The organism is Bacteroides sp. An51A (genome assembly GCF_002161565.1).
GTDB classification, from domain to species: domain Bacteria; phylum Bacteroidota; class Bacteroidia; order Bacteroidales; family Bacteroidaceae; genus Phocaeicola; species Phocaeicola intestinalis.
Window position 1 is genome coordinate 13,273 of sequence record NZ_NFIC01000010.1, and the last position, 20,149, is coordinate 33,421.

Annotated in this window: 23 protein-coding genes; 20 read left to right on the forward strand and 3 right to left on the reverse strand. The window is 46.6% G+C overall.

The annotated features are described in order from the left end of the window. Positions 1 to 87 precede the first annotated feature (87 nt). Genes B5G04_RS16765 through mobC form a run of 3 tightly spaced genes read right to left on the reverse strand, consistent with a single transcriptional unit; the run spans position 88 to position 2,800 of the window. On the reverse strand, positions 88 to 1,062 hold the full coding sequence (locus tag B5G04_RS16765; RefSeq protein ID WP_087398103.1) for a hypothetical protein: 975 nt from the start codon (positions 1,060 to 1,062) through the stop codon (positions 88 to 90). Positions 1,063 to 1,094: 32 nt separating this feature from the next. Beyond that, positions 1,095 to 2,495, reverse strand: coding sequence for a relaxase/mobilization nuclease domain-containing protein (locus B5G04_RS16770; RefSeq protein WP_087398104.1), 1,401 nt, complete (start codon positions 2,493 to 2,495; stop codon positions 1,095 to 1,097). Next, the gene (gene mobC / locus B5G04_RS16775; protein ID WP_087398105.1) at positions 2,492 to 2,800 is read right to left on the reverse strand and encodes a plasmid mobilization relaxosome protein MobC; all 309 of its coding nucleotides are present in this window, start codon (positions 2,798 to 2,800) and stop codon (positions 2,492 to 2,494) included. The genes B5G04_RS16770 and mobC overlap by 4 nt, the downstream gene beginning before the upstream one ends. A 507-nt stretch (positions 2,801 to 3,307) precedes the next feature. Here mobC and B5G04_RS16780 point away from each other — a divergent pair. From B5G04_RS16780 to B5G04_RS16875, 20 genes are all read left to right on the forward strand, one after another. Next, the gene (locus tag B5G04_RS16780) at positions 3,308 to 4,003 is read left to right on the forward strand and encodes a ParA family protein (protein WP_087398106.1); all 696 of its coding nucleotides are present in this window, start codon (positions 3,308 to 3,310) and stop codon (positions 4,001 to 4,003) included. A 5-nt stretch (positions 4,004 to 4,008) separates the two neighbouring features. Further along, a complete protein-coding gene (locus tag B5G04_RS16785) occupies positions 4,009 to 4,446 on the forward strand; it encodes a DUF3408 domain-containing protein (protein ID WP_239414136.1) in 438 nt (145 codons plus the stop codon). 673 nt (positions 4,447 to 5,119) lie between these two features. Next, positions 5,120 to 6,244: a hypothetical protein gene (locus tag B5G04_RS16790; RefSeq protein ID WP_087398107.1), complete on the forward strand. Its 1,125-nt coding sequence runs from the start codon at positions 5,120 to 5,122 to the stop codon at positions 6,242 to 6,244. Between the two features lie 221 nt (positions 6,245 to 6,465). After that, entirely contained in the window at positions 6,466 to 7,065 is a 600-nt protein-coding gene (locus B5G04_RS16795) for a Crp/Fnr family transcriptional regulator (protein WP_087398108.1), read from the forward strand. 316 nt (positions 7,066 to 7,381) lie between these two features. Continuing rightward, positions 7,382 to 7,942: a conjugal transfer protein TraO gene (locus tag B5G04_RS16800; RefSeq protein ID WP_087398109.1), complete on the forward strand. Its 561-nt coding sequence runs from the start codon at positions 7,382 to 7,384 to the stop codon at positions 7,940 to 7,942. A 15-nt stretch (positions 7,943 to 7,957) separates the two neighbouring features. After that, positions 7,958 to 8,170 carry a hypothetical protein gene (locus B5G04_RS16805; protein WP_087398110.1) on the forward strand — a complete coding sequence of 71 codons (213 nt, stop codon included), beginning with the start codon at positions 7,958 to 7,960 and terminating at the stop codon, positions 8,168 to 8,170. After that, positions 8,155 to 8,511 carry a hypothetical protein gene (locus B5G04_RS16810; protein ID WP_143270479.1) on the forward strand — a complete coding sequence of 119 codons (357 nt, stop codon included), beginning with the start codon at positions 8,155 to 8,157 and terminating at the stop codon, positions 8,509 to 8,511. Before B5G04_RS16805 ends, B5G04_RS16810 begins: the two co-directional genes overlap by 16 nt. Positions 8,512 to 8,530: 19 nt before the next feature. Then, positions 8,531 to 8,875 (forward strand): hypothetical protein, encoded by a 345-nt coding sequence (locus tag B5G04_RS16815; RefSeq protein ID WP_087398112.1) that lies wholly within the window; start codon positions 8,531 to 8,533, stop codon positions 8,873 to 8,875. 3 nt (positions 8,876 to 8,878) lie between these two features. Further along, a complete protein-coding gene (locus B5G04_RS16820; protein ID WP_087398113.1) occupies positions 8,879 to 9,193 on the forward strand; it encodes a hypothetical protein in 315 nt (104 codons plus the stop codon). Next, positions 9,190 to 11,796, forward strand: a complete 2,607-nt coding sequence (locus tag B5G04_RS16825; RefSeq protein ID WP_087398114.1) for a TraG family conjugative transposon ATPase — start codon at positions 9,190 to 9,192, stop codon at positions 11,794 to 11,796. The genes B5G04_RS16820 and B5G04_RS16825 overlap by 4 nt, the downstream gene beginning before the upstream one ends. After that, entirely contained in the window at positions 11,789 to 12,007 is a 219-nt protein-coding gene (locus B5G04_RS16830; RefSeq protein WP_087398115.1) for a hypothetical protein, read from the forward strand. The genes B5G04_RS16825 and B5G04_RS16830 overlap by 8 nt, the downstream gene beginning before the upstream one ends. 10 nt (positions 12,008 to 12,017) lie before the next feature. Then, entirely contained in the window at positions 12,018 to 12,614 is a 597-nt protein-coding gene (locus B5G04_RS16835) for a hypothetical protein (protein ID WP_143270480.1), read from the forward strand. A gap of 5 nt (positions 12,615 to 12,619) precedes the next feature. After that, positions 12,620 to 13,669: a hypothetical protein gene (locus B5G04_RS16840; RefSeq protein WP_087398116.1), complete on the forward strand. Its 1,050-nt coding sequence runs from the start codon at positions 12,620 to 12,622 to the stop codon at positions 13,667 to 13,669. 6 nt (positions 13,670 to 13,675) lie between these two features. Continuing rightward, positions 13,676 to 14,356, forward strand: coding sequence for a hypothetical protein (locus B5G04_RS16845; RefSeq protein WP_087398117.1), 681 nt, complete (start codon positions 13,676 to 13,678; stop codon positions 14,354 to 14,356). 12 nt (positions 14,357 to 14,368) lie between these two features. After that, positions 14,369 to 15,640 (forward strand): conjugative transposon protein TraM, encoded by a 1,272-nt coding sequence (gene traM, locus B5G04_RS16850; RefSeq protein ID WP_239414137.1) that lies wholly within the window; start codon positions 14,369 to 14,371, stop codon positions 15,638 to 15,640. A 184-nt stretch (positions 15,641 to 15,824) separates the two neighbouring features. Further along, positions 15,825 to 16,940 carry a DUF4138 domain-containing protein gene (locus B5G04_RS16855; protein ID WP_087398119.1) on the forward strand — a complete coding sequence of 372 codons (1,116 nt, stop codon included), beginning with the start codon at positions 15,825 to 15,827 and terminating at the stop codon, positions 16,938 to 16,940. After that, complete coding sequence (locus B5G04_RS16860) at positions 16,937 to 18,400, forward strand: DUF3945 domain-containing protein (protein ID WP_087398120.1); 1,464 nt, start codon at positions 16,937 to 16,939, stop codon at positions 18,398 to 18,400. The genes B5G04_RS16855 and B5G04_RS16860 overlap by 4 nt, the downstream gene beginning before the upstream one ends. An 11-nt stretch (positions 18,401 to 18,411) precedes the next feature. Then, positions 18,412 to 18,612 (forward strand): hypothetical protein, encoded by a 201-nt coding sequence (locus tag B5G04_RS16865; RefSeq protein WP_087398121.1) that lies wholly within the window; start codon positions 18,412 to 18,414, stop codon positions 18,610 to 18,612. Continuing rightward, positions 18,572 to 19,789: an ArdC-like ssDNA-binding domain-containing protein gene (locus B5G04_RS16870; RefSeq protein WP_239414138.1), complete on the forward strand. Its 1,218-nt coding sequence runs from the start codon at positions 18,572 to 18,574 to the stop codon at positions 19,787 to 19,789. Before B5G04_RS16865 ends, B5G04_RS16870 begins: the two co-directional genes overlap by 41 nt. A gap of 27 nt (positions 19,790 to 19,816) precedes the next feature. Further along, positions 19,817 to 20,146, forward strand: coding sequence for a single-stranded DNA-binding protein (locus tag B5G04_RS16875; protein WP_087398123.1), 330 nt, complete (start codon positions 19,817 to 19,819; stop codon positions 20,144 to 20,146). Positions 20,147 to 20,149: the final 3 nt, after the last annotated feature.

Below are 20,149 nucleotides of genomic sequence, written 5' to 3' on the forward strand. Positions count from 1 at the left end.
CGTTTTTCAGCTTTTACCTTTTCTAAAGAAAGTATTTAACTGAAGAATAAATAACTAATCAAAGCAACATTTCAGAACAAACAATATCTATAATAAAAGAATTTCTTTCAATTTCGCCATCCCCAAATATGACTTCAAAAACACATCCAGATACATCTTCACATCTGGGAAAGAAACAAACGATTTCCGAGCAAAAGAAAAACAAGCAAACGGTCTGACCTCACAAGCATCCATATCCGGATAACGTTTCTTCGTCTGTTCGGAAACCGTTTTATTTAATGTAGCCACAAAGTTAGCCAAACGGATAGGATTCCATTGCAACATTTCTAAAATGACCATTCCGTCTTTCCTTTCAACGATAACGGCATAATCATCCTGCACATTACGGACATAATAACATATAAAATCAAAGGCTTCAGATACCTCATCCCCTACATGAATGCCGATTATACGCTTTTCTTTCTCCACAGAGGAAAAACACTTTTCTATCTGCTTCAGCACGTAACCGCATACAACGGGAGAAGAAGAAGCCAACAGATAAACCGGTGCATCCGGTTCTCCCCCCTTTTCAATGGAGTGGAATACACAAGGATTCCAACACAGGTGGATGACGCTCCCTTGGCAATCCCCACGTAAAGAAGCGGCACAGTTTCTGCTGTCAAACAACAGACGGGATTCTTTCTTCTCCAGATCAAACTGGAACAAGTTTCTGACCTTATCCGCTTTTGCCAAATCATACAAAAGATACCCCTGCAAACCGGAAGTATGGCGGATTTTCGCACAACCTTGGCTTTCCTTCACATCAAACAAGTAATCAATGATCTGTTCCTTCGTACAGCTTGCGGAAAAGGAAAACTCATCTTGCTCGTCTTTGGGCTGAAAGGTCAGCAACAAGGCCAACTGCATGGGACTTATCTCTGAGAAGTTGTACAATTCGATGCAGGAAACCATATCCTTTTTCGGAGAGAACAGCACATACCCCCTGCCGTTTATCTTATACCTCAACATAAAATCTCCCTGCTCGATTGGCAGGTAATCATTTAGAATAGTACGGTAATTCATCGTATTTTAAGTTTAATAATTATTTACATCTGTCACAAAGAAAAGCCTTGCTCATTCTTGCGTTTCTTCTTTTTCTTGGACGGGATGAAATCATCCTCATCAGGCTTCTTGCTGCCACCCGTTACATCCACATCTGGTATATAAGGAATCGAACCATGCTGCATATACATTGATTCCCGTTCCACCCTTTTACGGAACTCCCCTACCCTATCAATATGCGGCGACATCCCTGCTGCCACACCGTCAAAATGCTTTTGTATATTCCGGTAGGTCAGCTTGCGAGAAATGTCAGAGCCTTTGAACATTTGAGGGCTGTCAATGCCGGACATGCCGAACGAGATGCCATATACACCGCTTGCATTCTCATGTTCCTGCACCTGAATGCCTTCCTGCTCCAGCTTTTCCTTAAACTGCCGGTAACTGCCGGAACCGTTCAATGCCATGAACACATGGTCATAGAGATAGTGTTTCTGCTCATCGACACTCATGCCCTTACCGTCAAAGCGGATATGCCCGAAACGGTATTTCATGGGCAGTGAGGTATCTTTGACATAGAAAGATGTGTCTTTCATGCCATAGACATAATAAGACTTGTCTTTCTTCGTGACCAAACGCATATACAACCCTTCATACTCCAGATTCTTCCGGAAATCCGCCGTATTCTCAGAAAAGGCATAAACACGGTCAAGCTGATGAAGCAGTTCGTCTTTGAGCAAAGGTTTGAAGAATCCTCCTTTTTCCAATACATTGAAAAGGTCATCATACAATTCATCACCAAGCAGCACCCGCCATTCCTCATTGGATAGCGTAATCTCCTGAGCCGGTTTCCCGGAAGATCGCAGGGCATCCGCATGACACAACAAGGACGATACCTTATCCCGGTAAGCATGGTTGCGCAATGCCTTTTTCATGGCGGCATCGAAATAATAAGTACGATAGTGGGATTCCCCTAAGGTCGCTTTGGCGGAATGGCTGTTCTCTACCGGCATCAGCCCGTATTTCCGTTCCAGTTCACGGGAGATCTTTTCCGAACGGCGGTAGTTGTTTCCCGATGGGACGCTTCTTCCTTCTTCATCTACCGTAGTCAGGAGCACATGCACATGCTGATGGGCTTTGTCGGTATTCAACACCACAGCGTAACAGCATTCTCCGTAACCCATCCGCCTGACATATTCATTGACCAGCGAAAGCCATTCCTTATCTGTAAGCGTTTCCCCAGGATATAAGCTAAGGATAAACTCGGCATAGGGTAATTTTACCCGCTCATTCATTCCTGCGATCAGCTGCATATATTCCGGAATGTTTTGCAGTGCATCACCGGTCGAGGTGAACAATACCCGTGCGTCACCCTGCTCTATCTTCGTAAGCTGATAGGCCACTTTGCGTTCCATTGCAGCCGATGAGGAAAATGAAGGTTGTATCTCGGCTATCATAGAAGATTCTTTTTTATCCGGTCAATATCCGACAGGTATTCGTTCATACGAGCCAATAATTGCCTCACGTTTTCATCAACTGGAAGCATATTCGCGTGCTTTACCAACTGGTTGATATTGGCTCCAATTTTCTTCAGTTCATACACGGTTTGAATGTCTGTCTTGGAAGTTATATTACCTTTCAAAGACACCTCGCGGATGTATGAAGAAAGGGATTTCCCAACAGAACCGGCTTGTTTTACCAGCTTATTCTTTTCTTCTTCCGTCAAGCGAATGACTATATTCTTCGTCTTGTTTTCTTTCATTGCATACTATCTTTTAATACACTTACTGCATTGGTGAGCAAAGCGAATGGACTCGGCTGCCCGGCTGCCGCAAGGTTTTTTGTATATACAAAAACATACCTTGCATTCCACAAAGATAATGATATATTTCAACATGGAGAAACATCCGATGATTGGTTGCCGATTTCTTAATCTGCATTAAGAATACACAGCCATATACAAGCCTGCACAGTACAAATGTAACAAAGTAACAATGTTACATCGTATCATAGTTTCATATTATACAAACAACAAATATTACTTAGTTACTTATGTAACATAGTTACTTACTTAATTATGTAAGTATGTAATATATTACTTAATTACGAATATAGGTAAGAACGTAATAAATTGATTGCTTAATTTCATTCTTATTTACTTTATAAATTACGTGATTAATTAAGCTACTAAGAAATAACTAAATTTCGTTGTTGATAAAGAAATAAATTACTATATTTGCAACGTGCTTAATCAATAAAGGAATTAAAGATGGGACAGAAATTACCAGGCATAACAGTTGCCTTTGAAAACCCCAAAGGCGGGGTAGGGAAGTCAACACTGACCGCCTTGTTCGCCGGTTACATCCAATCCATGAATGAGGATGGGGAAGGACTGGCCGTTGCAGTTGTGGATATCGATGACATGCAGAATACGATCGGAAGATTGCGTGAGAATGAAACCTTGGAAGATGGGGATAAAGAAAACGAATATCAGGTTATCAACATCTCATCCTCCGAGTTCATCAATCAACTGGACTTTTTGAAAGATAGCTTTGATATTATCTTAGTTGATTTTCCGGGAAACCTGAAACAGAACGGCGTGATAGAAGCGTTACATTTCATTGATGTCATTATCATTCCGTTCGAGCCGAACAATACGGATTTGTCGGCCACGCTCTATTTTTATAACAACATTTATAAGGACATCCTCTCAGCCCGGAGCAAATTGGGACAAAAGACAACGGTGCGTGGAGCCATGAACCGTGTCATGCCGAATGTTCTGGAGTTCAAGGAAATCACGGCGAACAAGAGTGCGCTTCCATTCGAGCTGATGGATAACTACATCAAAGATTCGAGGGTGGACTACCAGAGGAACCTGTCGACACTCAGTAATGCGTATCATCATCCGTGTGACGCATTCTGCGAGGAAGTATTGGAACTGATTAGCAACCACATTAAAAATTGATTCACATGAAAGGAAATACATCCCAGGCAATGAAGAATCTCCTGATGCAAAGCGCAAAGCAAAAGGAGCAGGAGGTAAAGGAAACGACAAATGTAGCGGCAAATCCGGAAACGGAAACAACAGAAAACAAACCTTCAGCAATGGTCGAAGAAACTGTAGAAGCAGAAGAAAAGCAGCCTAAAGATACGGCGGAACCGTCCTCCAACGAGCCGGCTACGAATGCCAACGTGCGGAAAAGGAAATTCTCAGACTACCTGCAAGACCGGAAGATAAAAGGGAACGAAGTCATCCGCATATCCAGCGACACGCACAGGACGCTCAAGCGCATTTCAACGGCAACGGGAGTCAGCATGTACATCCTTGCGTCCAACATCCTCGACATCGTATGCGAAGAACACAATAAGGAGATACAGAGTCTCTTAAAAAAATACATGAGCATGTAACGAAGATACTTCCGGAAAAAAGCTATCTGCCTTAGAAGCCATATAGGGATGAATCCACCACAGACGGGGTTCATCCTTTTTTTGTTTAAAAATCGTTACAACCAAGGACACTTTTACACTTCAAACGCTTCATTCATCATTCCTGCAATGTTAAATAATGTAATAGCATAAAACCTTTCCCCTAAAAATTTTTTCCGAAAGTATGTTATGGTCAGTCGAAACATTTGTTTCCCCGTATTTTAGGTTTTTAGGTAATTATGAGTTTGTGGGACAGTTGTACACATCTAAAATGATGAAAGTTAGTACTAGTGCATTGAATATTAGTGTGTTGTGAAAAAATCTGCTTCAAAACAGACAAGGACAGTTATACACATCTGGGAGAATGGTCGGGACAGTTATACACATCTAAATCGGGAAGTAAGGACACCTGTACACATCTAAATCGGGGATCAAGGACAGTTATACACATCTAAATCGGGGATTAAGGACAGTTATACACATCTAAATCGGGAAGTAAGGACACCTGTACACATCTAGAGAGGGGAAAAAGGCACAAGTATGGACAGTTATACACAACTGATCGGGAGGGCAAATGCAGGACCGGAAAGTAAAAGCTCCAAAGAAGCGACTGATTGAAAAAAAATCCCTATATTTGTGGTCGTTATAGGAGATTATGGAGATAGTGGAAAAAGAACTGAGCCGCGTGCCACGAAGCCTGAACGAATCTTCCAATACAGAAGTATTGGAAGTGTTATTCGATTCTGCGGGATCCATTATGTCAGACATCATCATCTATGCCGCATCCTCACAGATGAAAGACCTGTTCGGTGAATGTTGGTTTACGATCAATGATTTCTGCAAGGCAATGGGTTATGAACGCACGCGCCTACAACGGAAGTTGCCGCAAGATGTGTTGGAGAAGCTTTTCGGGAACCAGTCTCCCATATACATGACCGAACAGAACGGGCGGAAAATCGAGCACCCCATTGAAAACTCCTTTGAAGCGGCCATCTACCGGTTAGGAACCTCCAACCTTACCGTCGCCTATTCCAAAGACGGGAAATCCAAGTATAAGTTCATCCAGATATTCGACAGCTTTGAAATCAAGGATGACTTCTCAACCAAGAAGAAAACGAAACGGGTCTACAACATCCATCTGAGCAAAGATCTGCTGAATACACTGTTCACGGAATACAACCTGATTGAGCTGAAGGATTACCGGAAACTTCCGAACCGCAAAGGCTACCGTAAGTTCTATCTGAACCTGACCCGGATGATTTATCTTATCAAATATAAGATCGAGCAGGGAAACGAGCCTTGCTTTACGGCTACTGTAGACCAGCTTGCCGACATATTTGAGGTGAACATCACCAATAATGCAGACCGCAAAAAAAAGGTAACCAGCATCTTGAATGCAATCAACAAGAATTTAGAAGTCACGAAATTCAAGTTTAAGTATATCAAGGGGGAAGGAGACCGATGGGCTTATACCGTGCAATTCCTGTTTGAAGAAGAAACGCTCAACTACTTTGACGAGAAACTGAAAGCTGTTCTTTTAGCCAAATACTATGAGAACCTGCAAAGCGAGTTTCTTAAAAAAATGGGCATACACATCAGCCAGCACTATCGCTACAAAGAACAATTCAAATTCGGCTCTGGAGAGTATTACCAATCGTTCATAGAATGGGCTTATTCTGAGGAAGATCGTCCACTCAAAGAAAATGTTTATCGGGACACTTATATCAAGGTATTAGGCGTGGCTCCAAGGAACTTTGACCTGCCAACTCTGAAAATTTGAAATAAAATCCCTATATTTGCAACGGATTGTCCGAAAAGGCAGTCCGTTTTTTTACATATTTACGCTTGCTCAACCAAAGAGTGGCATCTGAAAGTTAAAACAACGGCAAGCGCGTACCTGTATCGAAAATTCAAATCGGTGCGGGGCGTGCTTCTGTTGTTTGGGCGAGCCACTGCCCCGGTTGAGAGGTGCGCTTCCGCACCTTCATATATAAATAGACAATGAAGAGAGAAATAGCGATAGCCAGACTGATTGACGAAACTATTCTTAAAATGGGCATACATTCCCATGTACGGATGACCGAAGGCGAGAAGGCATTCATCAACGAGCACTTTGAGCCGATGACCGTCAAAAAAGGAGAACATGTAGTGAACAAGGGCGAAGAAGTCCTCTACCTGTATTATTTGGAGAAAGGGAACATAAAACTATGGTTTCCCGACAAGGATAACCGGGAGATAACCGCCAAGTTCGTAGAGGAAAAAGAGTTCATCAACTTTTTCCTGTCACACGATACACATTATGCCTATTACAACGTAAAGGCTTTATCGCCATGCAAAATCTGGCGGATGGAAAAGAGCAAGCTGCATGATTTCTATGACCTTTCGTTCAGCTTCAACAAACTGGCCAGAATTCATCTGGAGCGTTCGATTATCCACAAGATTGAACGAGAAAAAGTATTTCACACACTGACCGCAGAAGAACGTTACAGACACCTGCTCAATACAGAGCGGTGGCTCCTGCAATTCTTCTCACTGAAAGACATCGCCAGTTACCTAGGCATCACACCTCAGGCCTTGAGCAATATCCGGAAAAGGATATAAGAGAAAATGCCGTCAGCGACACAGCCGGAATAGGGACAGTTATACACAACTAGCCTATTCTGGCTATTTTATTGTGGAATAATTCCCCAACCCGGACAATCCGGAAGCCCGAAAATTTAATGCAGATTAAAGAAACAAACGAAACATCCAAAATGCCTTTCACAAAGTTTGTCGCATCGTATATAATCTATATGTTTGTAAGCGGAAAGCAGAAAAATAGAGCCATCTGTTTCCCATAAACAATACAAAGCTAACAATTTGAATATACAGATGAAAAAATATATATATCAACTTAACAAACTAACACTTATCGCATATGGAATGGATAAAAATTGCTGCGGCGACAATCGCGGCATTACTGTTAGGCATTGGGGACACTTACGCACAACAGCATTACAAAGGAGTCTCAGCCCTCGAAGTGAATTACGGAACCAACATTTTCGGTGACGCGGACAATTATTTCAACCTGTCCTATTCCCGATACATCAACCGGAAAAGCTATTGGAAAATAGGGGCTAACTACTTTGAAAAGACATACGATTATTCCGTCACACTCACAGAGGGTGAAATCCCGCTCACACGGGAAGCGAAAGGCAAAGACATATATGTGGACGGGAGCTATCATTATACCCTCGCCAGCAATCTGAAATCCGTCTATTGGGGGCTAAGCATCGGCGCATTTACCGGAGTAGAGCATACCAGACATCCTGATGAAGAATACCAGTTCATCATCGGTCCGAAGATCGGTACGGAAATGGAGATATTCATCCTCCCCCGGATGGCCTTGTTAGCCGGCATACAACAATATTGGAATCCGCTCTCATTCCATGAGTGGAACACCGTCTGGAACATAGGAATCAAAGCATTGTTATATTAGCATAATCACTGCATCATGTTGATAAGCATATTGTTATCCGCCACAGATGTGAGCGGACTGGTAGCACTGTACCGTGAAATAGGGGCATATTTAGTCGGGGTCGGTTTCATCTGCGCCGGATTAGCCGTATTGAAGAGACTGATAACCAACCATGAACGGACAAAAGAAGCGGTCATCACCTATGTCATCGCCCTCGTTGTCTGGCTAGCCGTATGGCAACTGCTATGAGCACGGCAGACTTTCTTATCATGGCCGCGATATGCCTGCTGTCGTATTTTTACTTCCGGAAAAAACAGCGGAAGGGCAGCGAACCGGAAAGGAATACCGGGCACAATCCGAACGGGGAAAAGAGCCAGAATGACCAGACAGGCACAAGCCCGGTCATCCATGTCATCTTTCAGAAAGAGGTCGAGGACGAAAAATTGGCCGCAGAGATAGCGGACATGTACCTGCACGGACGGGCTTTCTATTACACCGGGAAGCACGCTACAGACACACAAAAGGAAGACACCGTTTATGTACGGCATAAGGATGTGCAATGGAACAAGCTGAAGAACATTCATGTATAATCATTAAATATCAACAACTATGAACATCATCAAAACATCTATCAAGAAAGCAAAGACAGTCATCAATCGTCACGGGAAAGGGATTCTCACCCTGTTGGCATTCTGTACCCTGTTAGGGACAGCCGAAATGTCTTTTGCACAGAGCGGACTGAAAATCAACAGCCTGTCTGAAGTTACCGATACAGCCAAAGAAGGGGCAGACACCATCCTTGATGTCGCCAAATACATTCTTGCCGCCGTGCTCGGAATCGCCCTTGTATTCGTCATTTATTCATTGGCCACCAACAATCCGCACGCAAAGGAGTATCTTTTGGGGTGGATTATTGCGGTAGTAGTCATCATGGTAGCCTTCCTGATTATCTGACTTATGAGGACAATGCGCAAAATCAACAAACCTATCCGTTTCTTCGGGCTTTCTTCGGGTCAGTTCGGCATTTTCATGCTGTTTGTAGCCATCACTATTATTGTGAGCATCTTCAAACAGTTTCATCCGCTGCTCATCATCGGCATCGTATCGGCAATACTGTTTTTCTCAGCCATGCTGTTTAAGACCCTGAAGAAAGAGCACAAGGCCGGAAATCCCGATTACCTGAGCGGACTGAGCGTCCGAAGCGCGACACCCAGACGGATAACGGACAAAAGGAGAATATTCAAGTTCATTCTAAACACCGACAGCCCATGATAGGAATCATCTTACTATTGACAGCAGTAATCTGCCTGTTGAGCCTGCTGATAGCCTTGATTTATGTCAGGCAGACAGAAATCCGCCTGACGGACAAATCCGTAGATTTGGGGGATGTGCTGCCTATACAGACCATTACAGAGGACGCGATCATCAACGGGAACGGAGACATCACGGTCGGCTACCGCCTGTTCCTCCCCGAAGTGTTCACCCTTTCCGAAAATGACGCGCAATACATCCATGAGCGGTTGGAAGCCCTGTTTAAGATGCTTCCGGCAGGGACGGTCGTACACCAGCAAGCCTTTTATTACAAAGGGGAATACCATAACACGGAATATTCCACCAATGCCTTGGTTTCGGAGAACAACCGCTACTTTGAAGGGAAAGAAATCCTGAACAGCTATACCAACCTGTATGTCACGTTCACGAACGGCAAACGGAACGGCAAGATACGCAAAAGCGCATCCGGCACCTCGCTCATGCGCAAGCTGCACTACCCGTTTAAGCAGCCGTTTAAGGACTACCGGGAAAGGCTTGCCGAGATGGAAGCCTTTCTGCTGAACTTCGAGAACGGGCTTGCCTCCATCCAACAGTTTGAGATACGGAAGATGAACAGCCGTGAACTCAACAACGCCATATACGACTACATCAACCTCTCCTATGAGACACCCACTGACGATGCCACACAGAAAACGGTCAATCCGATGGCAGTCAGCCAGAACGGGGACATGAAGATCGGGCAACAGTTCGTAGCGATGCTGTCACTCACAAACGAAGGGGAACACCTGCATGAACTTGTCGTGCCGCATACCGGCAAGTCAAAATCCTACGGCGGACAGATAGAAGTGCCGGACAGTATCAAAAGCAAATGCTCGATGCTATATCCGGTAGGTTTGGGATTGCCGTTCGACCACATTGTGAATGTGGTGATAGAAATCACAGACCCTGATGCCACTGTAACCGCCATCGGCGCGGAAAAGGATGCGTTGAACTACATTACCAACTTCTATCCTCCGGCCTCAGAGAAGCAGCGCGAACAGGAAGCTTTCTGCAACGAAATTACCAAATTCGACTACCAGACCGCATACACGGCTTTCAATGTCATTGTGAACGACACGGACAAGACCACCCTCATGCGCAAAATCGCATTGGTACAGCAAGGTTACTCCTTCATGAACCAGAGCAGTTGTTACGTGGAGAATGCGGAATTGTGCAACTTGTTTTTCACGAACATTCCCGGCAATGCGAGAGCCAACTACCGTGGCTTCATCAACACCACGAAACAAGCCATCTGCTATTTGCAGAAAGAAGGGATGTATCTGTCTGACAGCAAAGGACACATCTACAATGACCGTTTTGGCACGCCCGTCAGGATCAACCTGTGGGATTATCCCACATTGAACAACAAGAACCGCATCGTCATCGGCCCGTCCGGTTCGGGAAAGTCATTCTGGCTGAACAACTATATCCTGCAAAGCTATGAGCTTGGCAGGGATGTCATGATCATCGACATCGGCGGCTCGTACCGCTCGATGATCGCGCTGAACCGCGGCAAGTATTTCGATTCGACGGAACAGAAGAAATTCGCGTTCAACCCCTTCCTCTGTGACCGGGACAAGAACGGGAAGTACCTGTACATCGACACCTCGGATGCCGAGTCTGCGGATGACCTCATCAAGACCATCGTAGCTATTATCAGCTACATTTGGAAAGCCCGTGAGCCGATGCTTCCGGCAGAAAGTGCCATCCTCCGGAAATCCATTATCGGATTTTATGACTATGTGAACAATTCCTCGATAGGGGAGAGGCATGAGCGCATATTCCCCTGCCTGACCGCATACCGGAAATACTTGCAAGATGTATTCGGCAACCGCATGAGCGAGTTTGAGAAACAGAAATTTGAGATAGAGGAACTGATACTGCTTCTGGAGCCATACACCGAAGGAGAAATGAGCTTCCTGCTCAACGCCAAGGAGAATGTAGACATCGTGCATGACCGTCTCATTGCGTTTGACATGGAAGATGCCAGCAAGAAAGAATACTTCCCACTGGTCGCCATCATCACCCTTCAGATGATTGTAGACAAAATCAAGAAACGGCAGGGATTCATGAAGGAACTGATCATTGACGAAGCGTTGGATTTCCTTCAGGACGAAAAGTTCGGCGATTTTATCGCCTACCTGTACCGCACGTTCCGAAAAAAGGAAGGAAGCATCACGCTTGCCGCCCAGAATATCCTTTTCCTGAAGAACATGCCGCCCAGCATCAAGGACTCCATCATCATCAACTGCGCGACCAAGATTATCTTAGACCACTCGGAACACCGGCAGAATTTGCCGGAAGTGCAAGCTGTCCTATCTATCACGGACGAAGAACTGTTTATGATAGAATCCCTCCAGCGGACGGAACGTTGGCGTGAGTTCTTCATCAAAATGTCGAATGACGCATTCATTTTCCGCAACGAGGTCTCCGAATTTGCGGCAGTCGCCTTCGATTCCCGTCAGGCTACCGTTGTCCGGTTGAAGCAACTGTTTCAGGAGACCGGTTCCACCTATACGGCCATCAATCTGTATCTTGAAGAAAGGAGGCGGCGGTATGGATGACGCGACACAAGGACTGAATGAAATCCTGAACTGGTCAGGCGACTTCAACAGCCAGTCTTACGCACTGGCCGGAAGCATCGCATCCGCCATGCTCGGAGTAGCCCTGATATTCGTAGTCTGGGCATTGGCCACCAAGAAAGACAATGCCAAAAGCTATCTGATAGCTTGGCTTGTCTGCGTGATATTCACTTTATTATTCATCCTCAAATAAGAAAAGACAAATGAAAAGGACACTTCTGGCTTTCAGCCTTATCGCCGTCTTGCTCTGCACGAACATCCGTCAGGCACACGCACAGTTTGTCGTGTCAGACCCCGGCCATACCGCACTGAACGCCACAGAATGGGTAGCCAATGTCAAGCAATGGATATCCCAAATCAATGAAATGATCGATGCCCAGGAACTTCGGTTAGGGTTACAGAAGATAGACCAGCTAAAAGAACTGCAATCGCTCAAAGAGCTTGCTGACCTGTTGGATGATGTGGCTTGCCTGAGCAGCGAATACAGTTTCTATCTGAATGTCGGTTCCAACTACCACTGCCTGAAGTTCCTGAACTTCCAGCGCGTGACCGTGAATCTCAGCCTGAGCACTGACCTGCTGTTTAAGGTAGCTACGGTGACCAGCTACTTCTCCATGAACTCGGAAGGGCGCATGTCGTTTATCGAGCAAGTGAAGGAATCTGTCGAGAAAGCCTCGGAACAGATGAGAGAGTTCAACGAATCGGTACGTTCTACCGTTATCTACAAATCATTGAAAGGGCATAACCGGAAAACCTATTACCAAGGACGGTTATCCGCCTACACACGTTATACCAATTAGCCGTTATGAATCAAGACAACTTTTTATGGGGCTTGCAGATAACAGACGGGCTGACGATGGAACTTGTTTCCCAAATGACCGTCATTGCCTTCGGCGTGGGTGTCATCTGCTTTATCTGCAACATCGCCTACAACTACCTGACTCATGGAGCCAGCCAGTTATTGAACCCGAACGAGGACAAGTTTCCGGACATGATGGAAATCGCCCGCTGCCTTGTCTTGTTCTTCTGCCTGACTTTATATAAGCCCATCGCCCAGACGATAGTCGGTACGATGGAAGTCATCAACGAGGCCACTTCGCTCACTTCGGACAGGGCACAGGAGTTCGCGCAATTCATGGCACAGTCGGCTACCGAACAGGGAGAAATGATTGCCGAGTACGACAAGCATGCCCTTGAATCGGAAGTTGCCGCCGGAGAGGACACGACCGGTGCCATGCAACAGGAACTGGACAAGATGGAAGAAGAGGATGAAATGACCGGCGTGCGCTCCAGCGTGGAAAAGATCGCCCAACTGCTCAATCCCGCCAACCTTGTCACACTGGTGCTTCACGCGGTAGCCGCCCTGCTTGTCGGCATCATCCAGATCATCATCTTAGGGCTTGGCGTGGTCATCGTCAAGATTCTGGTCATTCTCGGCCCGTTCGTGTTCGCCGCGAGCATGTTGCCCGTATTTCAGAAGCAGCTGAGCGTCTGGTTCGGCACGCTCTGTTCCGCCTGCATGGTGTTCACCGTCATCAACATCCTCAATCAAATCATGTGGCAGACGATGAAAGCCATCTATACGGAAAGCGCGGACACTGTGGATGCAGCCACCCAACAGCTTCAATATCTGGGCATGGACTTGGCATTGATCGGAGCCTATTGCAGTTGCTTCTGGCTGTCCTCTAAGATTGTCGGACACAGCGATGCCGGGAAAATCATCTCAAAGACCGTTTCCATAGTGACCACAGCCGCCACGATCGCACTGATGGGCAGTGCTGCCGCCAGCAAGCTCACCAATGTAGGAGCCGCCGCAAGTGCAGGAGAAAGTATCATAGACAACAATAAAAAATAGCATATTATGGACTTGACAAAATTCAAAGGAGCAGATGATGCCGTAAAACTGACCGTCCGTCTTTCCATCGGCTATTGCTTCCTACTGACTGCCGCTTTTGTAAGTTGCCTCATCTATCTGACCGTAAAGATAGAGAAAGCCTACAGCCAGGCATTGGTCATCGACAAGAACGGGGAAGTGTATGAGACAAGCAGCCTGCCAGCAGGTGCCATGCGCAAATACGAGTACCTCAACCATGTGAAAACCTTCGTTACCCACTGGTACGCATTCGATGAAAGCACGTATGAAGGCAACATATCCCTTGCGCTGAACCTTATCGGGAACAAAGGGAAAGAATTACTGAACGAATACAATGATGTGAACATGCTCAATTCGCTCATTCAGAAAAACATCCGGTACGGAGTCACCATCAAGGATGTGGAAATCCATACGAATACCATTCCCGTATCAGGCAAGATTCTGTTTACCCAGACCGGCTACCGGGCAAGAGGAAGCGTATCGCGCGACATTGAAGCCGAGTTCACCCTTTATGATGTATCGCGAAGCGAGGACAACGCGCACGGGGCAAAGATTGAGGACTGGATTGTCCGCTACTCAGAGCCTGTAGAAAACGGCGATGACCTGCTCCGCCACACCAACCCATCCTTCGCGGATGGAGATGAACCAAATCCTGAAAACTCAAACTGATAAGCCATGAACATGAAAGATTTATTGAAAGACAAGAACAAGCTGCTGATGGCCATTCCCATCCTATTGAGCATCCTGTTCATCTATGTGTTCTTCCTGCACGGTTCCGGTCAGGAAAAACAAGAGTCATCCGACAACCGCACAGCGGAAACTTTGTTGGAACCCGAATCGCGTGTTGCCGAGAAAGCTGACAACAAAATAGATGCGTATAAACAGGACGAACGTGAAAAGCAGGAACAAGCGCGGCTTCAGGAAGCCTCCCGTGTCAGAGGATCGGACTTCTATTTCGATATGCAGAACCGGGAAGAGAAGTATGACGAAGCGACACTCGAACGTATCCGGCGGATGCGTAAAGACCCGTATTCAGAAGTCATGGAGGGATATGGGGGAGGAAAAGACGGGCGTTTCTCACGGCAACTGGAAGCCCAACTAAGCGGTCTGGAAGATGAAGAAGCCCTGAATGAGATTATCCGAAAAGCCAAGAAAAACGCCCGCATCCGGAAAGACCTTGAAGAATCGAGCGCATACCGGGAAAAGATGTATGAACGTATTGCCGGGTACGACAAAGAGGAACAGGCAACGGAAGGACAGCCCGCTTCTTCAGACACCGTAAACAACCGGGTGCGGCACACCCCCATCTATCTGGCCGGTAACGGGAAACGGATGCGCAGACAACGTTCCGCGCTTCCCAAGAGCAGCAACCTTATCAAAGCCTGCATTCACGGAGACCAGACCATCGTCACAGGCAGCACGGTACGGATGCGTCTGTTGGAAGATGTGCAAGTGTCAGGGATGAAGATACCAGCCAACACGCTGTTCTACGGCACCGCCACATTAGGAGCCAGCCGGTTAGATATTGTCATCAACAACCTGAAAGTCGGCAACAGCATCAATCCCGTCTCCTTCCTCGTTTTCGACAATGACGCGATGGAAGGTCTGAACCTGCCGAACAACATGAAGGCGACTGCGGCAAAGCGCATGGAGCAGGGGCTTGTGCAGAACATCGACATGCCGCTCTCCAGTATCGGGACGATGACCAGTGAGGTCACCAGTGCCATCAATGCCACGACACAGATAGCCAAGCAGATTCTGAACATGAGTCTGTCGCAGACCAAGGTACATCTGAAGAGCAACTACGTGATGTACATACAGGAAGAAAGCGAGGAATCAAAGCTCAAACGGGAAGCCATACAGCAGGAACTGCAAAGGCTATACAGCCAACTGGAACAGGAGAAAGAGAAAAAGAAGTCTCACCCATTAAAAACTCTCATAGACAAGTTATGACCGACATGCTCAACTATCTGTTGGCGTTATCCGCAATTTTCTTCGGCTACCGCATCTATGTATCACGAAGGAAGGGGAAAAGTTTCCGGGAAATCCGTCCGCTTACCCTCTCATTCGCTGTCTGCGTTCTCCTGCTATGGGGGATCACCGTATTCACCGCATTTTTCAACTAAAATACAGAAACATGAAAAAGATAAAAATCGCAACCATACTGTTCGGGCTGCTCTGTTGGCTGTCCGCATCCGCACAAGAGACCGATACACCCCGGAAAGAGGCTATCGCCCAAAAGGATATCCGCATCTCTTTCGACTTTGTGACACACCTTGTCTTTCCCGTGCAGGTATCGGACATCGCCATCGGGAAAGAAAACCTGATACTGGCCGAACGGGTGGAGGAAGCCCCCCACATCGTCCGTTTGTCCGCACAGACCGAGGACTTTGAAGAAGAAACAAACCTTACCGTTGTCTGCATTGACGGAAGCGTCTATACCTATCACATCACTTACCAGTCAGGCGATGAGACAGACGCATACCAGGTCATCTGCGAAGACAACGGCAAATGGCAGCACCATGACTACCGGGCGGAAGTGAGTGACCTGCACATCACCGAGTTCTTTTTCCCGGCAGATGTCGTTTACGGCACTCCCGGCAATGAAATGTCATTCAGCCTTTCCACCTACAACAACCAGTTGAAGGTGGTTACCGCTCCCGATGCCGTGCCACATTCCAACCTGTTTATCATCGACAAGGACATGAACACCTACCATATCACAGTGAAGAAAAGCGAAACGGCATCCTATACCTACAACTTCGACAACGCACGCCAATATACGGCTCATGTCGATGTGAACAGTCAAGAGATGGAGAAGTGCATCCGTGAGCTAAGGACAAAAGAGCGGAACATTTTCAGTCTGGGTGTCATCAAGAACAAGTTTGAGCTTTCAATGGCCAACCTCTATGTACACAATGACTTCATGTTTTTTGTCTTTGACATAAGAAACAATTCCTACATTGATTACGACATCGAGTTTGTGAAATGCTTCCAGCGCGACCTGAAGAAAAGCAAGAACGCCATCCAACAGGAAACGGCCATAGATCCCGTTTACCTGAAGGACTTCGAGAACAAGATCAAGGGGAAGAGCCGGAACCGTCTGATACTCGGATTCCAGAAATTCACCATCCCGGATGACAAAGTGTTTGAAATCGAGATGTATGAGAGAAACGGCGGACGCCACATGAAGCTCGCCGTATTCAATGAATATATCCTTTCCGCAGAACCTTTATACAAAGAACGCCCATGACCCTGAAAGAAGCACTGGATTCCTATCAGTTTGACAACGTAGGACAATTCAACGGCATAGCCCGTTCGCTCGGCTACCAGACCGAATACAAAGACCAATATTTCCGTTTCCGCAAAGACGGAGAAGAAACCGTCCTGCACATTGACCAGATACGGGCGTTAGCCGGGAGCAAGACCGATGAGAGCTTACGGGAACAGTCAAAGGAACGTGTCGCCGGGATTTTCGACAAAGACCGGGCCAACGATCCTGCATACGCCGCAGAACTGGAGCGGAAGGGCATCAGCATCATCCGGTGGGAGAACCTGAAAGGGCAGGACAAGGACGGGTTCACCGTTATCGACCATCGCCACAAGGTCTGTTATACCGGGCAGTCCTTATACGAGTACGCCCATAAGAACGGGAACATCCTTGACGGTAAAGGGACGAGACTGGAGAAAGGCATCCTGTCTGACATGATGGAGATTAACGGCAAGCAGGGCAAGCTGCGGTTCAGTGAAAACGGCATATCCGTGTTCTACCGTAAAGAAGCACTGACCATTCCCGACAAGATATTGGGGAAAAAGCTCAGCAAGAAAGACAAGGAACTTCTGCTTGCCGGAGAAATTGTCCCACTTACAGTCAAGAAAAAAGACCTGATGCTGCAAGTGGACAAAGACTTGAATTCCGTCATCGTCCGTTCCAACCAAGAGATACGGATTCCTGAAGCCATCGGACAAACATCCGAATATCAGGGATATAAACTGACCAAAGCGGACAAATACCTGCTTGCCAACGGACATGCGCTTGAAAACATACTGATGCACAGTAAAGAAGGGTATTTCATTGCGGATGTCCGGCTGACCGATGACAAGAAAGGCATCCAGTTCACCAACATACAGAGCCTCACACCGTCAAAAGCACAGGAACTGATAAAAGAGATGACCCCTAAATTGGACTCATCCCCCAAACGGGATATTCCTCATGAAGAACGGCCAACGCGCGACATGGAAGCCGAACTGAGGGAAGCAATCGGAAAGAAAGACTTCGAGAAGCTGCAAATCCTGAAAGAAGAAGGCTACAGACCCAGCGAAGAATATATCCGGGGAATCGCCAAGGAAAAAGGACTGGATGAACACCAGACCGCATCCGTCTGTCAGGTGTTCGGTGTTCTTACCGAAACAAAGAACGAACAGAAAACCATAGCCAAAAAACTTTATGATGCCGCATTGAAAAACGATTTCGAGACGATACAGAAAATACAGTCCGGCGGTTATCGGCTGCGCAATGACGATCTCACCCACATGCGTGAATCCGGCGTACAGTCCAACACCCTCATCGCCATACAGAAAATATTCGGGCTGAAAGCCCAAGAGAAGAACATGGGAGATGTGCGACTTGCCAACAGCGCAAAACCGGAAAACGCCAAAGACATGGCGCGGCCAATAGCCAGCACCATCAACCGGGCATTCAATGACCTTTAAAAAACGATACAATGGATTACGAAGAACTGGTACAGAGAAATCAGGCAGGAGAAATCAGCGATCTGGAGTTCCTGCTTGCACAAGAAGAACTTGCATCAGCCTACAAGGAGGCGATGCAGGAAAACCATCAGGAGATAAATGACGAGACAGCCCGAAAATGGCTGCTCCAGTATGAAAACGACAAACTGTACGAACATGGAAACAGCAGGTGACAAAGCTCTGAAATTGTTTGCAGACCTAATGGTCGAAAAAATCCGCCAAGTCGAAGACAACTGGCAAAGACCTTGGCTATCCATCCGAGGCGGAGGATTGCCACAGAACATTGAAGGGCGTGCATACAATGGTGTCAATTCCTTCATGCTGTTTCTACTTTCGGAAAAAATGAATTATTCCCTCCCGGTATATATGACCTTCATGCAAGCGAAGGAGAGCGGCGTGAATGTCCTGAAAGGAGAGAAGTCCTTTCCGGTCATCTACTGGAACTTTTCTATCAAAGACAAGGAAGGGCGGAAAATCACACTTGACCAATACCGGGCACTGAGCAAGGAAGAGCAGGAACGGTATAAAGTCACCCCTTTCATGAAAACATACAACGTGTTCAACGTGCAGCAGACCAACCTGCAAGAAATACATCCGGAGAAATGGGAAGCCTTGAAAGAGAAATTTCAGGTACCTGCGTTAAAGGACGAACAAGGGATGTTCACCATGCCGCTGTTAGACGCTCTGATGCGCGAACAACAATGGCTTTGCCCGATCCATCAAAAGGAAGGGGACAAAGCCTATCATGTCCGAGGGGCAGATGGTTATATTGTCGTTCCGAAGAAAGGTCAGTTCGACTGCGGAGAGAATTTCTATTCAACCCTGTTGCATGAAATGGCACACTCTACCGGTGAACCAACATACCTGAACCGTGAAAAAGGCATGATTTTCGGAGATGAAAAATATGCAAGGGAAGAACTGGTAGCTGAACTCACTGCGGCAACCACCGGTCAGGCGATGGGCATATCCACCCACATCCGCGAAGAAAACGCCATGTATCTGAAAAACTGGCTCGCCGCATTGAAGGAAGACCCGAAATTCATCTATTCCCTCCTGTCTGATGTGGGCAAAGCCAGCGGCATGATTCAGGAGATAAGCCAATCCATGCATCCCTATCTGAGCCAAGAGGAACAGTTTATGTTGGCCATGCTCAACCATGACGGGAAGCAGCTTGAAAAAATGAAGAAAGACGGTTTCACACCTTCGGAAAAAGACATCGAACGGGTAAGGACGAACGGCATTACGGAAACCGGCAGCGAACTGCTTGCCACCATCTATGAAATCGCCGTCCCGCCAACGATTGAAACGGGAACCATACATAAAGGCCATGAGCCACAACTTGGATTATAGATTACAAACAACTAAAAAACAATCATTATGTTTACAGGAGAAATTATCGGTTATGTCGGTGCGGACGCACGCGCCAACAAGAACGGGAAGGGATTCAACTTCCACGTATCACACAAATTCAGAAATGCGGACAGCGAAGAACAGACCTTGTGGGTATGCTGCTTCGTGAACTTTGAAAGCAAAGTAATGGAATACCTGAAGAAAGGCACGCAAGTCTATGTTTGCGGAGATGTCTATGCCGATGTGTTCCATAAAGAGGACGGCACCCATGTCCCTTCCGTCAGCCTGAATGTCTCGCGCATCGAACTCTTGGGCAAAGCGGACAAGAGAGAAGAATCACCGGCAACCCAATCATAACAA

Bases quoted from the DNA above. Each gene is read 5' to 3' on its own strand.
- B5G04_RS16820 (WP_087398113.1), top strand. From the start codon at position 8,879: ATGAGGACAATGCGCAAAATCAACAAACCTATCCGTTTCTTCGGGCTT.
- B5G04_RS16830 (WP_087398115.1), top strand. From the start codon at position 11,789: ATGGATGACGCGACACAAGGACTGAATGAAATCCTGAACTGGTCAGGC.
- B5G04_RS16825 (WP_087398114.1), top strand. From the start codon at position 9,190: ATGATAGGAATCATCTTACTATTGACAGCAGTAATCTGCCTGTTGAGC.
- mobC (WP_087398105.1), bottom strand. From the start codon at position 2,800: ATGAAAGAAAACAAGACGAAGAATATAGTCATTCGCTTGACGGAAGAA.
- B5G04_RS16805 (WP_087398110.1), top strand. From the start codon at position 7,958: ATGTTGATAAGCATATTGTTATCCGCCACAGATGTGAGCGGACTGGTA.
- B5G04_RS16785 (WP_239414136.1), top strand. From the start codon at position 4,009: ATGAAAGGAAATACATCCCAGGCAATGAAGAATCTCCTGATGCAAAGC.
- B5G04_RS16875 (WP_087398123.1), top strand. From the start codon at position 19,817: ATGTTTACAGGAGAAATTATCGGTTATGTCGGTGCGGACGCACGCGCC.
- B5G04_RS16840 (WP_087398116.1), top strand. From the start codon at position 12,620: ATGAATCAAGACAACTTTTTATGGGGCTTGCAGATAACAGACGGGCTG.
- B5G04_RS16865 (WP_087398121.1), top strand. From the start codon at position 18,412: ATGGATTACGAAGAACTGGTACAGAGAAATCAGGCAGGAGAAATCAGC.
- B5G04_RS16870 (WP_239414138.1), top strand. From the start codon at position 18,572: ATGAAAACGACAAACTGTACGAACATGGAAACAGCAGGTGACAAAGCT.
- B5G04_RS16765 (WP_087398103.1), bottom strand. From the start codon at position 1,062: ATGAATTACCGTACTATTCTAAATGATTACCTGCCAATCGAGCAGGGA.
- B5G04_RS16790 (WP_087398107.1), top strand. From the start codon at position 5,120: ATGGAGATAGTGGAAAAAGAACTGAGCCGCGTGCCACGAAGCCTGAAC.
- B5G04_RS16770 (WP_087398104.1), bottom strand. From the start codon at position 2,495: ATGATAGCCGAGATACAACCTTCATTTTCCTCATCGGCTGCAATGGAA.
- B5G04_RS16855 (WP_087398119.1), top strand. From the start codon at position 15,825: ATGAAAAAGATAAAAATCGCAACCATACTGTTCGGGCTGCTCTGTTGG.
- B5G04_RS16845 (WP_087398117.1), top strand. From the start codon at position 13,676: ATGGACTTGACAAAATTCAAAGGAGCAGATGATGCCGTAAAACTGACC.
- B5G04_RS16835 (WP_143270480.1), top strand. From the start codon at position 12,018: ATGAAAAGGACACTTCTGGCTTTCAGCCTTATCGCCGTCTTGCTCTGC.
- B5G04_RS16780 (WP_087398106.1), top strand. From the start codon at position 3,308: ATGGGACAGAAATTACCAGGCATAACAGTTGCCTTTGAAAACCCCAAA.
- B5G04_RS16810 (WP_143270479.1), top strand. From the start codon at position 8,155: ATGGCAACTGCTATGAGCACGGCAGACTTTCTTATCATGGCCGCGATA.
- B5G04_RS16860 (WP_087398120.1), top strand. From the start codon at position 16,937: ATGACCCTGAAAGAAGCACTGGATTCCTATCAGTTTGACAACGTAGGA.
- traM (WP_239414137.1), top strand. From the start codon at position 14,369: ATGAAAGATTTATTGAAAGACAAGAACAAGCTGCTGATGGCCATTCCC.
- B5G04_RS16795 (WP_087398108.1), top strand. From the start codon at position 6,466: ATGAAGAGAGAAATAGCGATAGCCAGACTGATTGACGAAACTATTCTT.
- B5G04_RS16815 (WP_087398112.1), top strand. From the start codon at position 8,531: ATGAACATCATCAAAACATCTATCAAGAAAGCAAAGACAGTCATCAAT.
- B5G04_RS16800 (WP_087398109.1), top strand. From the start codon at position 7,382: ATGGAATGGATAAAAATTGCTGCGGCGACAATCGCGGCATTACTGTTA.